A 16586-nucleotide genomic window follows, 5' to 3' on the forward strand; every position below is an offset into this window, starting at 1 on the left:
AAACTCAATGTAACTTATAAAAGAGAATCAGTTGATAAAAAAATGTTAACACCTCAAAACGAAGTTATGTTAAGTTAAACTAGAACAACGCCTGTAATTTCTTAATTACAGGCGTTGTTCTAGTTTAGAAAATTATCAAAATATTAGTTAGTATTTTATCTCCAATTGGTTATAATCACATGTTATCCATTGACATTTAGTCTGAACCTATATTATAAAGTTTGTAATGAAGGTTAAACTAATTTTTAACACGCTTTACTTTTAAATTGAAGGAGAAGCTATATGAGTGAATCTACTGAAAGTTCCAGAATGAAAATAGAACAAGCACAAGATAAAGTCATTGGTGCCATTGCAGAAACAATGGATTTATATGGTGTAACACCAGCTGTTGCTAATCTTTATGCAACGATGTACTTTAAAGATCAGATGACTCTTGATGAAATGCGTACTGAGCTTGAAATGAGCAAACCTAGTATGAGTACTAGTGTCCGTAAGCTCCAAGAAATAGGAATGGTGAAAAAAACTTTTACACGAGGTTCTAGGAAACATACTTATGTTGCTGAGAAAGATTTCTTTCGTTCATTTATGATATTTTATTGTCAAATGTGGGAACGTGAAGTTAAGACAAATTTGAAAGCAATTGAGGAAGCACAAGAAGATTTAACAAATGTCATAAAAGATCCCACCAGTGCACCAGAGATTGTTACAGAAGCTAACAAATCCTACAGTCAATTAGAAGATTCTAAAACATACTATCACTGGTTAGAAGACTTAGTTGTAAATATAAGAAGTGGTAAAATTTTTGAGTTTATACCTAAAGATCGTCGAGGTTAATTTGAATAAAATAGTAAAAAAAATAAAGAAGTTGGTCCCTCCTATTTGGAAAGACTAACTTCTTTTGTATTTAAAAAACAATTAAACAATATTTAAATTCATTTTGTAAAAATACATTTTAAAAGAGATCATCTTATGAAAGCATTGTTTAGCTTATGCTTTTATTGTCCCTGCGTCGGGTGAATGTACTCCATGACGGTAGAAATCGGTATTAATAGGCTCTAGCGGTGTACGTCCAAGGATGATGTCCGCTGCCTTTTCCGCGAGCATCAACACCGGTGCATGGATATTGCCGTTAGTGACATAAGGCATGGCCGACGCATCAACCACACGTACATTTTCGAGCCCATGTACCTTCATGGTTAGCGGATCTACCACGGCCATTGGATCAGATGCTGGACCCATCTTTGCCGTGCAACTCGGATGAAGTGCAGTCTCAGCATCATTCTTTACCCATTCTAAAATCTCTTCATCTGTACGAACAGAAGGACCAGGTGAGATTTCTCCCGAATTATACGGTGCTATAGCGGGTTGAGACATAATTTCACGTGAGATTTTTACCGCTTCAATCCACTCACGGCGGTCCTGTTCAGTTGAAAGATAGTTGTAGACCATGCTCGGATGTTCTTTAGGATCTTTCGAACGAATTTTTAATGAACCTCTAGCATCAGAGTACATCGGTCCGACGTGTACCTGGAAGCCGTGAGCCGTGTCTGCTTTTTGTCCGTCATACCGCACAGCTACCGGAAGGAAATGGAACATCAAGTTTGGATATTCAACGTCATCGTTTGAACGAACAAAACCTCCACCCTCAAAATGGTTGGTTGCTGCTGGACCTTTACGCCCAAGTAACCATTGTAAACCAATCCATGGCATCTTTAATTTATTTAAGTTAGGCTGCTCAGAAACCGGTAATGGACAAGCGTATTGAATGTAGGCTTCAAGATGATCCTGAAGATTTTCACCTACACCTGGTAGGTTCACTACCGGTTCAATGCCAAGTGAGCGAAGGTGATCTGCATCACCTACTCCTGAAAGTTGAAGTAACTGAGGGGTATTGATGGCACCACCTGAAAGTATTACTTCACCTGCAGTGACTTGATGAGTCTTTCCGTTTCGTTGATATGTCACACCGTTTGCGCGTGTTCCGTCAAAATCAATACTTGTCACAAATGCTCGTGTTAGTACAGTTAGATTTTCACGCTCCATAGCCGGATGAAGATATGCACGAGAAGGCCCAAACCGTCTACCCTTGTACACATGCTTATCAAATGGAGCAAAGCCCTCTTGCCTGAAACCATTGACATCAGGTGTTTTTGAGTAACCAGCCTCAACAGCTGCGTCGAAGAAAGCTTGGAATAAAGGATTCGTAGCTGGACCTCGCTCCAATTTAAGTGGACCATCGTGACCACGAAATTCATCATTTGGATCAGCAGCTAAAGCATTTTCCATTCGCTTAAAATACGGAAGGCAATGTGCAAAATCCCATGTTTCCATCCCTGGATCTTTTCCCCAACGTTCATAATCTAATGGGTTTCCTCTTTGGAAAATCATCCCGTTGATTGAGCCTGATCCTCCAAGCACTTTTCCACGGGCATGTTTGATACGTCGTCCATTCATATGAGGCTCCGGTTCAGATGCGTATCTCCAATCGTACATCGGTTTCCCTGCTGGGAAGGGCAAAGCTGCTGGCATTTGAATAAGTAAATCCCATGAAAAGTCCTTACGTCCTGCCTCTAATACAAGAACACTACGTGTCCCATCTGCACTTAGACGGTCACCCAGTACAGAACCTGCACTACCGCCACCAATGATAACAATGTCATATGTTTTATTCATTTTCCGTACCTCCTTAGATGTTGACAATTGACTGAAGTGTTCAAAAGTATATTAATAGTATTCACTCGAATTCCTCCTACAGTTATTAAAAACAGTTAATAGTTTTATAGTTTTTTAAATAAAATTTACTTAACCCATTTAGTGCCTGAGGGTTGAGATTAAATAAAATCCTTAACCTCTAAGTCCTCCACCAATCCGATTTTGCGAAACTTATATCAGTTCCGACATTTTACTCTACCCTTTACCTGAGTAAAATGTGGTTGATGTAATATGGAAACCAGACCCAATTCATTCATGTGGATCTAACATTTCACCTTAGTGTTAATTTTGTTAAATTTTTATTTAACATATTTAATGTTTTTAATTTATCATATTATCATTTTTTTGTAAACTAATGTCTATTCTTAATTACATATCTTTTGCATTCACTTATGAAGGAAAATACAATCATGTAATTAGCAGCACCGTACACAATCACCTATCGTCATATAACAAAAGAAATGAAAAAGAAGCTTCCCAAGGGATTTTGGATCCTTTGAGAAGCTTCTAATGTTTTGTAAGTGTTAGCAAATTAATTAAAAATCCTTATAGATCAAGGAGTGAAGCGGCTTATTACATCATGCCGCCCCTATGGTGGGAGTGTATATTATCTTTAACGTGATGTGCGTAGAGTGCGATATATCAAGGTTTTTCTAAATTCTTACTGTAACATCTTTAACCTGAATTTACGTTTTTGAAATGAGTGCGTTAGCATTTGGTTAGCAAACTGTAATCAACCTATTTGGTTTATGAATAAAAATAAAAAAGAATAAAACGCAACCTGCCTTATCAATACACACAGCGACATTAAAATAAATAGCATCAATTATTGCTTCTATCTATTGCCATTGCCCAAAACATTGTACCAAACAATCTATTGTAGAGAACATTTTTCATTTAACACTATTTGGTCAATAAAATCCATACTGAAAATATTCTTCTGTCTAATAAGTAACAATAAAAATTTTCTTTTGCTTATTATTTAATTTTAAAACGAAGAATAGTTGTGATAAATTAAACCCTAATTAATTCCTGTCTATTATCAAAAATTTGTATATCTCCATCTTCAGACACTTTTATTGCTAACGAGTATTTTGAAGCTACATAAGCTGCATTGGTCTTTGCACCCCTATATATGTTTACAGGAGGATTTTCTTCTACCTCATTGTTATTAATTTCATTATCATTTATTATTTCTCCGAACAAAAGAATATTTAATTTATAATCCATTATTACTGCTCCATCAACAGAAGAAATTAATTCAAAAAGGTATTTATCACAACTTCTAATGTTCAATGAATTGCCTATTTGAGTCTCTATAATTTTTTTATACTCTGTTGCTTGAGGAGTTCCACCTTTTAATATCCTTTTATAAATCGTCGAAGTATAATGGTTACTTCTTTTTAATAAGCATATTAAAGCGCCAATGTTTTTCTCTGATAAGTTTTTTAAGTAGTTATATAAATCTATAGCTCTTGGAACTGAATACTCAATTTTATCTCGGATGTACTCGATACCATTACTTTCTTGAATATATTGCTCCAGTATAAAATTAGATAAAATACTTCTGAGAAAAAAGAGGTTTCTAAGTTTCCATTGTCCATTCTGAAATGTAATTTCATACTCTGCCGATTCTTTCCAGTAAATCCCCTTCTTATTTATATAGACAAAATCTAAATTATCTAACTTCTCTTTCTCTGCTTTAATAGAATTGAGTAAATCCTCCAAATACTTTAATGATGACTCTATTTCATTTTGACGATTCTCCAACTCTTCGAGTTGAGTTTGAGGATCTTGAAATTCTTTCAAATTATTAATTATTTGTAATAAGTTTCTTAACTTATTGAACCCCTCAATTATTTTAGGGTATTTTGAAAATTTTTGAATAATTTCTTCTGGTAATAACTCTCTATATTCGTGCATATTATTAATAATTTGATCAATATTTATTCTTTTATCTACCAGTTGGACATAACTTTTTAGTTCATCTTTATATCTCTCAACTCTTTTTTTAGTTTCTTCAAAATTATCTTTATTTGCCAACCCAAAAGTATTGCTTGTTGAACTGTTTTGATCTAAGGAACCATCTGTTGCTAACTCATAAGAGAAAAACTTAATATGTGATTCCTCAAAATCTCTTTCTCTATCATTCATAATGTCAGATATACTTTGTTTACCTTTCAATTTTTTGGCTAACCCTATTATGTTATAGCTTGAATCTACAACAAATGATAGTGACTTTGAATCGATTAGTTTTAAACTTTGCTTATCTTCTAATAGAACATGTGACTTTTCGTTTCTAACAGGAATAAACTCAATCGAAAGACTTAGTAGATGTTCCTTCACATTAATATCATTATTCTTTATAATAATAAAGCTGAACTGATTCCCCTGCTGTTCATAAGTCTTTCCACAGTATCGCTTTAAATTATCTATAAAATATGAAAGTCTTTTAACATCAAAGTCTTGTTTATTGTAAGTTATAAAACCGTGAACCAAATCCTCTATTAAAATGTGGTTATAGATTGGCTTATATTCTAATTCTTTATATGTTTTGTAAAATCCCACCAGAACTTCCAGAATAACTCTTTTCATTTTATTAATATAAATATCTACAATTGCTAAAATATTTTCTGAGATATCATTCACTCTTAAATCAAGTTCATATTTATCTTCATCAAAAAACAATGTTATCTTAAAACCTAAAAATTCATTAATAGCTTCTATATACTCATTATAGAAACTTACTATTTTTTCATCATATAAAATTTCCTTATTTTCCACATCAGTAGTAGGCATAATATACTCCTCACAATAATATTCTTTTATGTACTTAAATCTTATTAACTAATATTCCCCTATACTTCCTAGGTTTCTACAAAAATTTATCTAATTCAAATCTATAAAAACCTTGAGTTCTTGTAGCTACCAAAGATTGAATTAGTTACAAGATTATTATTGATATCTAAAGAAATATTATTAAGCTGATTATCTTTTTGAAGCTTAGTAATAAGACTCTAATTTATTTAGATGATAATTAACAAAGTCATCTTCTATTTTTAGTAACAATCGCTAGATTAATTATTTCTGAATCCGATTTGCCGCATAAATCTACATAGACTTCCTTACTACTCTCAGCATAATAATTCTCCATAAGAAGCTCCCATGTAAAATAGACTATTTCCTTCCCGCACTCTTTTTTTAAAAATAATTAAAGGTCAAGGCTATATTCTCTTTTAATGAGTTGTTCGATTAACTTGAATGTACATCTTATAGTAGTTTTCTTGCATGTTTGTTAGTTAGGCGTGAAAACTCAAAATCAGAATGTAGTTATTAACATCCTTAACAAACACAGTTTATATTTTATCTATAATACTTAATTCGGACCAATTTTCTATATTTCCCTTGGAAGCTGTTCCCTTAGGTGAGAGTGTGTAATATCTTACACGACGTGTGCGTAAAGTGCGGTTTATCAAGGATTTGTTAATTTGTTACTGTAACATCTTTAACGGGGATTTATTGTTTTTCACTGGATTGCGTTAGCATAATGTTAGCAAAAACAACGCAAGCATTTAATTGCTTTAACAAGAACTCCACCTTTAGTTGACTAACTTTTTTTAAAAATTTGTACCGGGTTGGTATTGTAATCAAATAAGAATAAGTTAGTTACAGATAACTTTTTACATGACCTTTCCTAACTTGGCAAGAGTTCATGGCGCATTTTTAACTTCAGCTTCTTTCTTAATTCTTCAATTTGGACAATTACTTCGTCATTAGATAACCATTCTTCATTAACCCTTATTTGGTCCCAAGGATAATCTGGGTCAAAATTCACCCATAATCCGTGAAGTTTTTTTAAAAGATCTCTTGCAATATTTTCAACTTCTTCCGATAAGTAAAGTACCATGAAGTAATAATAATCATTCGCTTCAATAAACTTTTCCTCTGCTTCATTATAATTGAGCCTCTGTAATCTTTTATTTAACAAAGAAATAGCATTATTTTTATCTGTATCCCAGTAACTTAAAATAAGTTCAATATCATTAGATGTGAACAGTTTATTCTCCATATAAGATTTAACATCGCTAGCATTAGCATTTTCAAATGTTAATACCCTCTGTGTTCCTCTTAACCTTCTAATAGAGCCATTACATATTTCTATAAGTTTAAATAGTTCAGGGTAACACTCGTGTCTTTTAGTTGTATATAATTCAAAATTAGTGAATAGTTGATTCTGCTTTAACTTTAGTTCCTCTATTTCAACATCAAAACTCCGTTTATGGGTTTCAAGATCCTTTTGAATATCTCCCTTAACATTTTCAGTAAGTTTAGTAATCTCAGCAATGTCCTCTTTGGTAGCAACGTTTTTTCCTTTTTCTTTCATATAACCAGGCAGAAATTTCCATGTAAATAACCCTAATAAAAAAACAGTAATCATTATTATTATTTCATTTAAATATTCCATAAATTATCTCCTTACCTATACCGAAAAATGCTGTTTTTCTATTAATTACAATAGCTGAACGTTAGCATTTTTTAGTGAATTATTCAACTACATTAAATTAGATAGTTAATATCATAGACTTATACATCTTATTTCCCATAATAATTCTTTTAAGTTAAACTTACATCTTCTAAGTTTCTCAATTACATTCTTAACAGTATTTTTAGAGAATTTGTAATCATCCCCAAAGTAGAATTAAAACATTTCAACTAATTGACCTTCTTTAACTTATACAAAGCAGTAATTTCACCTGTTTCATCGTATTCTACTTGTAGGTCAATTTGTTCATTTATTAAATCTGCATTTTTCCCTTGTTTTAATTGGTTTAGTTGTTCTTCCATATCTATGATATTTTTGGTGATTTTCTTGTTAAGGTCGGTGATCTTTCCATCTAATGTTTCTTTACGTACATTAACTGCACTTTCAAATCTAAATTTCCCATCCAGCTTTATTTGTTTTCCTTTTGTTATTCTATTAAAATCATCTAAATGATTAATAGTTTTCTTATAATCACTTTCAATATCAGTAAGCCTTAAAAGACTTACCTCATCAGTTCCTTCAATATAGGTTCTCAAATTTAAACAAATGACCATTAATTCTAGGTTCCCAAAGCATAGAGATAGATCTTTTTCAAACGTGATAGCTATAGTTTCAACCTCTGTTACAACACTATCTATATCATATTTAATTACTTCCTTTACGTTTTTAATGCTATTAATAATATTCGGCTGTTCTATAAAAATAGATTGTAAATCTTGGTAACAATCAAGATAGATATCCTCAATTTTAGCAAAATATGCATGGTTACTATTTATGATACCCTTTTGCAGATCAGGTAATATAGATTTTAAATATCGAACCGCCCCTTGGATTCTTCCAAGTTTATCATTTCTGTTGTATCTCAATAGTGTATTAACCTTATTATCAATAATATTTAACCTTTGGTTGATATTTTCTAAATGTTCTTGTGCCGAAATAACGGTCATTACTCCAAGTGCAACATTAGCTAATTGTGCTGGGTTTAGTTTTTTCACATTCTTTATCCCAATTGAACCATGACCATGGATTTTATGTTTAGAATCAATTACCATTGCTCTATATTCATTTGCCGCTCCCTTTGTTTTCATCAACGTTAATTCGCCAGACTTCACTTTATTTACAATCTCTTCACTAAATTTTATAATGACCTTCTTATCCGTTTTTAGAATATCTGCAGTTGATGGAGTTAGTTTGACAAGATTATTAATATTATCCTTTAAACTTCTATTTAGAGGTACTAGTTGTGGTGGCTCATATTCCTTTATTTCAAAACTATCTATACCTTTTACTTCCCAAGGTAGTTCATGACTTTCATTATTCCTTTCTACCGTAATAATTTTCTCAAATCTATCTTGATTCGATGTTCTATTATAGTTATTAACTCTTGCTATACTTTTAATAGTTAAAAAAACTACTATCATTGTCACTATGAGGAAAAGAGTTATATTAATAAAAACTCCCTGCATTTACAACAACCCCTTTTAGTAAATTTTCGACACTTCCATTTTTCAAAGAATTAAATATGACACTAGAATATTTTACCATGAATTTGGTTGTTTTTATTTATAAAGTGTTGAATAACTTAATCGCTAACTATCTACATCAATGACCCAATAGTAAGAGCTGGGAGTGTGTCATGTGACGCAAGAAATATAAAAAGAGCTTCTCATAAGTTTGGTCAACTTATGAGAAGCCCTCATTCACTTTCATATCGCCAGCATAATGTTAGCAAATGTTCACTTAAATTTATTACATATAAAAGCAGACAACTAAGAATGTTTCCTTTAATCTATCTTGTTTTTTACAAAATTGCATCTAACTGTACTTTTACCCAGTGATCCATATCTTTACTTTCTTTACTAAGTTTACTTTGAATTTTATACTCTAAATTTTCTTCCTCTGTAATATCTAATAAATATTTATCAGTTAAAAATATAGCAGTTTCCCTTGGAATACCCATTTCTATTAATTTTCTAGGAACTGTTCTATAAGCCCCCATTTCAAGAAAAGATAAAAAATTACTATCCGGATATACAATGGTATAGATTGGCTTTAATAATGCTGAAAGTTTATAAGTAATTGTATTTTGAAGCGTTGAAATTGTTTTCTCAATTTTACTTGAGTCGTTATGATAATTAGTGTTAAGTATATCCGCTAAGGAAGTTTCTTTAATCCATTTCTCTGAATTGATACATAGTGATTGTATTGTACCATTATTGTTTATACCTAAGTATTTATTATAGTAATATGGGTAGTATTCCTTCATAAAGTGGATTACATAATATAAGTTATTTGATAGATTCCTTTCAATCGGTGAATGTGGTAAGTACGGTTTATTTTTATCATTATACATCTTATTCAATTCTACAGGGTCCCAATATCTATTTTGAAAACAAATATCTTTTGGTATAGATAATTTTTCGATGGCACTTTTAATCTTTTTTAATTGAGCATAAGAAATACTTATCCCCACAGACTCTAGTTTGTCCTTTGCTCCTAAATCATATTTTAAAATATTATATCTTATGTAAGGTAATAAATATGCATTATTAAAATCTTGGCTTGTGGGTATATTTTCCTCAAGACATTGTACAATAAAATCTTTATTATTATTGAATTTCTCTTCATATCCTGTCTTTAATTCTTTTTCGGTATCATCAAAAAAAGTTTCTTGTTCACTTTGTTCTATTACAAACGAATTTTCATCCATAACATACGTTCTTCCAATTAAATCTTTTAATAACCTCCCTGCTCTTCCTCTTAAATTAGCAAATTCATAGTTTGACAATTTAGGCGGGTCTGAACTTCTTTTTACAACGAATAGATTAGGATTTCTAATAATTACATTTTGTGCCGGGAGATTTACCCCTTGCATAAGAGTTGTAGTACATACAATATTTTTTATAACTTTTTCTGAAATGGCACTTTCAAGAACTTTTCGAATATGATGCGGTAGTCTACCGTGGTGATAAGCTATATTCTTTTTTAAAGTTTCGACTAAGTCATATTTTGGATGTACAGTCTTTTCTACATATTTAATCAAAGAGGATACCTCTTGATTAACATTTGACAAACTTTCCTTAATAGCTAGTGCTGTTTTTCTTGCTTGTATAGAATTTGGGGAAAAAATTATATTAATAGAGTCATTACCTAACGAATTTAAAACAGATACTAAATAATTATGGAAATTTTCAGTGTACCTTTGCTGACCAATACCTTTTATATCAACCGAATTAGTTATTTGTAGAACATTTGGTGCATCTAAAACATCGGAATATTGCTTAATATAATAATTATTATTTTTCTTACTAACTGAATATGTTAAACTTACCACCGGTGAGTGCATTGTTTCTTCCTGTTCTGCTTTTTCTCCGAAGATATCCTCAGCCAACTCTTTTATTTTATTTATTCTAGGTCCAGAAATTATTATCTTCTCAGGTTTTGTGTTATATCTAAATTCTATTAAAGTATCATATAAAGTTTTTGCACGGTCTTCGTTATCCATTGTTACTCTTTCAATGTTTTGAATCTCATCCACAATTAAATACCTTAATTCTGGGTAAGGATTTGCATTATATGCAAAAGCACCAATAGCTCTTTCTTGTGTCAATACATAAACTTTATTCACATTACTATGTTCTTCATAATAAGTATTTAATATCTGGTACTGTTTTAATCCGAACATATTTAGCAATTTTCTAAAGTCAGAGGAAACTTGAGAAACCAAACTTAAATTAGGAACTATGTATACAACTGTTCCATTATTGTTCAATAATGTCTCCATAACCTTTAATGCAATTACAAAAGACTTGCCGGCTGACGTAGGGGCCGAGATACCAGTTATTCGAGCTTGGTTAATTTTTTCCCAAACTTCTCTCTGGAACTTAGTTAATGAAAAAGTATTATTATTAATGTTGACTTCATACTTAACTCTATTTAAAGCAACAGATATTTCAGATATAAAGCTATGAAGGCTTAGATGCTTATTACTTTCTTTGTCATAGTCCTGATCTATCATTATTGCTGTAGGAGATAAACCAATCCTTGATAGTGCAATAACAAAAAATTCTTCTATACCACGCCAATCCTGGTCCTTATACTTATACACCAATGCACATAGTAAAGTAACAATTTTATGAGACCGTTCATCAGTGTTCCTCGATAACTCATCTATTAGTCCAATAATGCTAGGTAAATCATCTTCTAGTATCAGAGTCGGTCTTTTTTTAATAAATCCAAGCCTACTTGCTACACTCGCTAGGTCAATATTTAATAACTTTTTTATTAATTTATTGTCAGAATCACTCAATACATAATCCTCTAACATTTCAACCACCTTACCTAATTTGATTTTGAAATTCTCTTACTAATTGATCTAACTTCCAAACAGGAAACAAAATATAATTTATCCTTTCTAGCAAAACATCATCAATTTCATTAAAAATATCCTTTTCAATCTTGCTACACTTATCAATTAATACACTTTCAATTTGTTTTTTTATTTCGTTTTCACTTATTTTCTCTATTTTACTTGTTTCGTTATAACCTACTACACATACTAAATGAACTTCAGTGTTTTTAAGTTTTCCTCTTTTGTAAGCCCTCGCAACTTTATCTAATTTCTCATCTAAAAAATCATCATATGTATAAAGTCCAAGTTCTTTTCTATGATCATAGTATGTTGATAGAATACTGGTAACCGATGTTTCAAAAGCTGCTCTAAAACGATAATCAGCTGTATATATTTTAGATTCACCTAATATAATTATATTTTTATGGTTTTCTTTTTTATAATGAATTGCATCTGCCCCAAATCTTTCATGACCTGTTGACGTTGTTATAGGCATTTTTCTTATTAAAGGAACAGCCTTGAAAAAGTGTTGAATAAAATTAAATAATATTAGCTCCCCCATCTGACCTTGAAGGTTTAGATCTCTGTCATCTCTATCCCGAAAATAATTTAATGCCAGTTTTCTAAGCTTTGAATTGGCATTTTGTTCAGAACGCCTCTCTTCATGTATCAATTCATCAATAATTTTCTTTGCTTTAGTGTTTGAATAAACCCATTCACATATTGTATTAACTAGTTCCTCCAAAAACTCCTCTCTGTATTCTTGTAAATCTACATAATTAATGCTTGTTCCATAATGCTCCTTATTAGGTAACAAGTTAAAACTTTGATTTATAAAATGAATGTGGTTCATTAAAGAGTCAGTATGCGTTAGCAAGTTATCTATTGTTTCATCAGTTAATTCCATAAAATCGTACATAATAGATTCACACCTTTTTTGCTTTAAAATTTATATAGCTAAGTCCTCTACCAACCCCCTGGAGTTCAATATATAGTAAAAGACCCTTTTAAAAGTAACCTCAAGTCTAATTCTACAGAATTTTACATACTTATCCAATAATTTTCATTTTTTTATTATTACATTGTTTTTTTAAAATTACTTTTTCTATTAAAATATCCAAAATCCCAAGATATAATGATTTTCGATTAACCGGTTAATTCAAATTTTAAATATGTAACAAAACAAGCGAAGACCGCTGTTACATGACGTTATCTCTAAAGGGATAGCCATGTTCTGCGGTCTTTTCTTTCTATTAGCGACAGATGGAGGAAAGTTCAAATGACAGAGGATAAGAGCAAAAAGCGCGAACTCAATGAAGAATGGATTGATAGACTACTAGACACTTGTGACGAAGCGGGCATCTCGAAGCACGTTATTCAAAGATTTATTCATTACTATGTCTGTCAAGGGGGTGACCACGGTGCAAAACTTAATTCAACTACTCAAGGAGCTAGAAGTACAATCAGTTGAGCCAAAGATACTAATTCTACCACGAGACCATAGCAAAAAAAGTGATCTTTCATACCAGATGCAGCTCGATTTAGAATCACATGACGAAAAGTAAATAGTATAAATTTCTCCCTACCCGTCAATGATTGTATTAATTTTAATCTGACGGGAGGGAATTATTTTGGATTTTAAACCTGTAGTTAAAGTGGCTTTCAATGAAGAACTTCAAAGAGAATCTCAATACTTTTTAAAAAGACTTATCGAAAAAATTGTTATTGAACAACTTGAATTAACTCCAACTACGAAAGGAATGTTGCTAATGGAAAGTGAGAAAATCATAGAAAAGGAGTAAAGTTTTATGTTTTATATTGATAAGGAACAAATATATGAGGAATTTATTGCTGTGTACTCAAGGGTTAGTACCGCTCAACAAGATATTCAAAAGCAAATTCAAACTGCAAAAGCGTATATTAACAACCATCAAATTAATGAAGATAAGATCATATGGTTTAAGGACGAAGGTTTTTCCGCCAACAAATTAACAACTAAGGAGATACCAAAGTTACAGGAGCTACTTTTGCTCATTAAACAGGGTAAAGTAAAGACCATTATTGTCTATCATCGTGACCGTTTAGCAAGAAATTTCTATGAATATGTTGCATTGGTAAAAGAACTTTATAAATACAGAGTAAAGGTCATCTTTACCGCAAGCAATCAGCCACCATTTTCTAAAAAACTATCGATTGAGGCTTTGTATGGAATGTTTGCTCAAAGTGACGGAATGAATATATCTTCTAGAAGAAGTGATACGAATAAACAATTCCCCTCAAACATTTTTGGATATCAAAGAATTGGAAAGAAGAAAGATGTGAAATATATACCCAATCCTCAAATTGAACATTCTCTAAAATCTTTTTTCTACGATGTAATGAAAGTTGAAAGTGCAGAAGATTTATTCCAAGTACTAATGACGTACAAGAAAGTTTTAAATAATAAACAATACCAGAACTTGTTAAAGTATTTGAGAAATCCTTTTTATACAGGACATATGGAAACCATATATGGATTCGAAAAACTCAACCACGTTACACCAATTATTTCATTGGAAGATTTTCAAGCTATGCAAGAAGTACTGAGTAACTTAAATGAGGATTTAGTAGGAGCTATGATGGTGGCAACAACACATAGCATTGTAGCCCCAGATTGCAGCATTTGCAAACAGAAAATGAATTTTAGAACTGCAGATTTAGGAGAGAATGGCTATTATGTGTGTCAAAAGAAGCATAAAAAAATAAAAATCGAGGTTAATCAACTGAATAACTTAATTTCACAACACTTAAACCACGTTATTAACAACATTGATCCAGACAAGGTTAAAGTCGAAGTTACTGCTTATTTAAATAAACTTAAAGGTCTTAATGATTCCAAAATTATTACTCTCAATAGAAAATTAGCTGCAATTCATAAAGAAATTACAGAAAAATTCTCACCTGAACGAAGTACTAAATACGAAAAGCTAGTTTACAAAGCTAGAAGTACAAAAACAGAAATTGAAGAAACTTACTCTCTATTGATTAAAATCGAAGATGCTAAGAGTCAATTAAAAGAACACGTTCAAATGATTAAAAATAACATTAGCGGAGAATTACAAGGCTATGATTTATATTTCTTGTCCAATTTATTTTTTTCTAAAATAGAAGTTAGCACAGATTCTATCATTTATTACGTGAACTTGGGTAAATTCATTAAGGAGGGTGATCCCATTGAACTTAATGAGTAGTTACTGCTACCAACATAATGGAATATATATCCTCACTGATAAATCATTAGAAAACTTTGAAATAGCAAAGATGCCTTGGGATATTTATAGGGATAATATAACACTTCTAACAGCATATATTCGTTGGTCAGATGAAAAACAAACATCTGGCCATTCACTCAAGACACAATTGTTAGAGGTAATAGCAAGAACTAAAATGGAAGGTTTCGAAGTTATCGTTTTATTTATAGATGAAGCTACATCTGGTTTTCATGTTCCAGCTCAAAAGCGTGAAAAAATGATAGAGATGAAAAACTTTATTCTTAGTAATAAAAATGCAATTGGTACTATCTTTTATGATGAATCAAGACAGACAAGATTAATTGATGATTTTGTTTTAGGTATTCTAAGACCAATAAAAGATATCAAGCCCAACTTTAAAGTTTACACTACGAAGATAGATGGCGAATGGGATGAAAATAATCTTCAGGTACAATTAAAACTATCATTTGCTCATGAAGAGTCCGTCGAAAAATCAACTAAAGCATATGACTTCCATAATATATTAGTTAATAACAAACCCAAACCTAAACGCCCCCCAGCACGTAACCCTTTGGGTTATTCGCTAACTATTGAGGAACCTGATAAGTTTGAAACAAACGATTATGCGTTTATTGTACAACTCATTTTTTATTTATATAGCTATGGTTATAGTGAAGCCAAGATTGCTAAGCTTCTAAATGAAGCTGATATACCACCACCATTAATGGAAACCGAGGGTTGGTGGGATTCAAGCATAAGATATATACTAAACAATTACTGGTATGCAGGCGACTTAGCTTGGTTTGCTCGCACTAGCTTTGAAAATAGTAAGCGAAAACCAGAAGGTGAATTTTTCTTTAAACCCAAACACCATGAAGCGCTTATCGGAACAAATCTCTGGAATATAACTCGTTACTTTAGAAAGTACAAAAGAAACAAAGACAAAATGAATAGTCCTTTCATTTTAAGAAACTTAACTATATGTAGCACTTGTAATACGAAACTAGCTACTAAAAACTCGACACCAGTTAAATCGAAAAAGAAATATATGTACTATCGATGTCCTTCATGTAATCAAAAAATAAACATGGATGAATTAAATAATGTAATCTTGAACGACTTTTCAAAAAGATGGTCAAAAGAGCTAAATCAACATCAAAAAGAAATGCAAAGTATCCTAATTAGCTGGAATAGAGTTTTGCACAAAAAGAGTAATGAAACAAAGGATATTATCTCATCTTTAAAATATAAATTCAGTATGCTTGATCAAAGTCAAGAATTCTATAAAGATCTTAAAGAGAGTTATGAACTTCAAATCAAATTGCATGAAAAGGAAAATGCAAGATTAAATATCGCACTTGAACAAATAAAGCAATTACAAAAAGATGGTAAACAATCTGAGTTAATTGACCGATTCAAACAAAACATTCAAGAATACTCTTTGGAAGAAAAGCGGTCCATTATCTTACTCGCTATTGAATCTGTAGAAATTGATTTTGAAAGAAAAAACCATATAAAAATCGAGTATCGATTAACTCCTTATGTTGAACTAGAGAACTTAATAAACTCTATTAATGATACTGCTTAGCTGCTGTTTAATAAACAGCAGCTTTTTTATGGAAAACTTCTGCTTACTTTACCTAAAAAATAAAAATTGCACTACTTATTAAACCTAAAGATTTTGCACATTAGCATATTTTTTGTTTCTAAAAGTTCTGAAACCCCTTGA

The 16586-nt window shown here is 31.4% G+C and carries 11 protein-coding genes; 5 read left to right on the forward strand and 6 right to left on the reverse strand.

The features are described from left to right. The first annotated feature begins 282 nt into the window (after positions 1–282). Positions 283–834: a choline uptake/conversion transcriptional regulator CudC gene (gene cudC, locus AC2VNP_RS06025; RefSeq protein ID WP_486916478.1), complete on the forward strand. Its 552-nt coding sequence runs from the start codon at positions 283–285 to the stop codon at positions 832–834. A gap of 153 nt (positions 835–987) precedes the next feature. Here the strand turns inward: cudC and betA are convergent, their stop codons facing one another. From betA to AC2VNP_RS06055, 6 genes are all read right to left on the reverse strand, one after another. Next, entirely contained in the window at positions 988–2673 is a 1686-nt protein-coding gene (betA, locus tag AC2VNP_RS06030; RefSeq protein WP_486916479.1) for a choline dehydrogenase, read from the reverse strand. Positions 2674–3726: 1053 nt separating this feature from the next. Next, positions 3727–5511, reverse strand: a complete 1785-nt coding sequence (locus tag AC2VNP_RS06035; protein ID WP_486916480.1) for a hypothetical protein — start codon at positions 5509–5511, stop codon at positions 3727–3729. Positions 5512–6406: 895 nt separating this feature from the next. Continuing rightward, positions 6407–7177: a hypothetical protein gene (locus tag AC2VNP_RS06040; protein WP_486916481.1), complete on the reverse strand. Its 771-nt coding sequence runs from the start codon at positions 7175–7177 to the stop codon at positions 6407–6409. A gap of 248 nt (positions 7178–7425) precedes the next feature. Continuing rightward, positions 7426–8721 carry a hypothetical protein gene (locus AC2VNP_RS06045; protein WP_486916482.1) on the reverse strand — a complete coding sequence of 432 codons (1296 nt, stop codon included), beginning with the start codon at positions 8719–8721 and terminating at the stop codon, positions 7426–7428. A gap of 335 nt (positions 8722–9056) precedes the next feature. Next, a complete protein-coding gene (locus AC2VNP_RS06050) occupies positions 9057–11582 on the reverse strand; it encodes a DEAD/DEAH box helicase (RefSeq protein WP_486916483.1) in 2526 nt (841 codons plus the stop codon). A 10-nt stretch (positions 11583–11592) separates the two neighbouring features. Next, positions 11593–12525 (reverse strand): HamA C-terminal domain-containing protein, encoded by a 933-nt coding sequence (locus tag AC2VNP_RS06055; protein ID WP_486916484.1) that lies wholly within the window; start codon positions 12523–12525, stop codon positions 11593–11595. Between the two features lie 360 nt (positions 12526–12885). Between AC2VNP_RS06055 and AC2VNP_RS06060 the strand changes: the two genes are divergently transcribed. From AC2VNP_RS06060 to AC2VNP_RS06075, 4 genes are all read left to right on the forward strand, one after another. After that, complete coding sequence (locus AC2VNP_RS06060; protein WP_486916485.1) at positions 12886–13077, forward strand: hypothetical protein; 192 nt, start codon at positions 12886–12888, stop codon at positions 13075–13077. A 160-nt stretch (positions 13078–13237) separates the two neighbouring features. Beyond that, the gene (locus AC2VNP_RS06065; RefSeq protein WP_486916486.1) at positions 13238–13408 is read left to right on the forward strand and encodes a hypothetical protein; all 171 of its coding nucleotides are present in this window, start codon (positions 13238–13240) and stop codon (positions 13406–13408) included. Between the two features lie 6 nt (positions 13409–13414). Further along, positions 13415–14836 carry a recombinase family protein gene (locus AC2VNP_RS06070; protein ID WP_486916487.1) on the forward strand — a complete coding sequence of 474 codons (1422 nt, stop codon included), beginning with the start codon at positions 13415–13417 and terminating at the stop codon, positions 14834–14836. Then, complete coding sequence (locus AC2VNP_RS06075) at positions 14829–16445, forward strand: recombinase family protein (protein WP_486916521.1); 1617 nt, start codon at positions 14829–14831, stop codon at positions 16443–16445. Before AC2VNP_RS06070 ends, AC2VNP_RS06075 begins: the two co-directional genes overlap by 8 nt. Positions 16446–16586 lie beyond the last annotated feature (141 nt).

Source organism: Alkalihalobacterium sp. TH-98 (assembly GCF_057473385.1).

Bases quoted from the DNA above. Each gene is read 5' to 3' on its own strand.
- cudC (WP_486916478.1), top strand. From the start codon at position 283: ATGAGTGAATCTACTGAAAGTTCCAGAATGAAAATAGAACAAGCACAA.
- betA (WP_486916479.1), bottom strand. From the start codon at position 2,673: ATGAATAAAACATATGACATTGTTATCATTGGTGGCGGTAGTGCAGGT.
- AC2VNP_RS06035 (WP_486916480.1), bottom strand. From the start codon at position 5,511: ATGCCTACTACTGATGTGGAAAATAAGGAAATTTTATATGATGAAAAA.
- AC2VNP_RS06040 (WP_486916481.1), bottom strand. From the start codon at position 7,177: ATGGAATATTTAAATGAAATAATAATAATGATTACTGTTTTTTTATTA.
- AC2VNP_RS06045 (WP_486916482.1), bottom strand. From the start codon at position 8,721: ATGCAGGGAGTTTTTATTAATATAACTCTTTTCCTCATAGTGACAATG.
- AC2VNP_RS06050 (WP_486916483.1), bottom strand. From the start codon at position 11,582: ATGTTAGAGGATTATGTATTGAGTGATTCTGACAATAAATTAATAAAA.
- AC2VNP_RS06055 (WP_486916484.1), bottom strand. From the start codon at position 12,525: ATGTACGATTTTATGGAATTAACTGATGAAACAATAGATAACTTGCTA.
- AC2VNP_RS06060 (WP_486916485.1), top strand. From the start codon at position 12,886: ATGACAGAGGATAAGAGCAAAAAGCGCGAACTCAATGAAGAATGGATT.
- AC2VNP_RS06070 (WP_486916487.1), top strand. From the start codon at position 13,415: ATGTTTTATATTGATAAGGAACAAATATATGAGGAATTTATTGCTGTG.
- AC2VNP_RS06075 (WP_486916521.1), top strand. From the start codon at position 14,829: ATGAGTAGTTACTGCTACCAACATAATGGAATATATATCCTCACTGAT.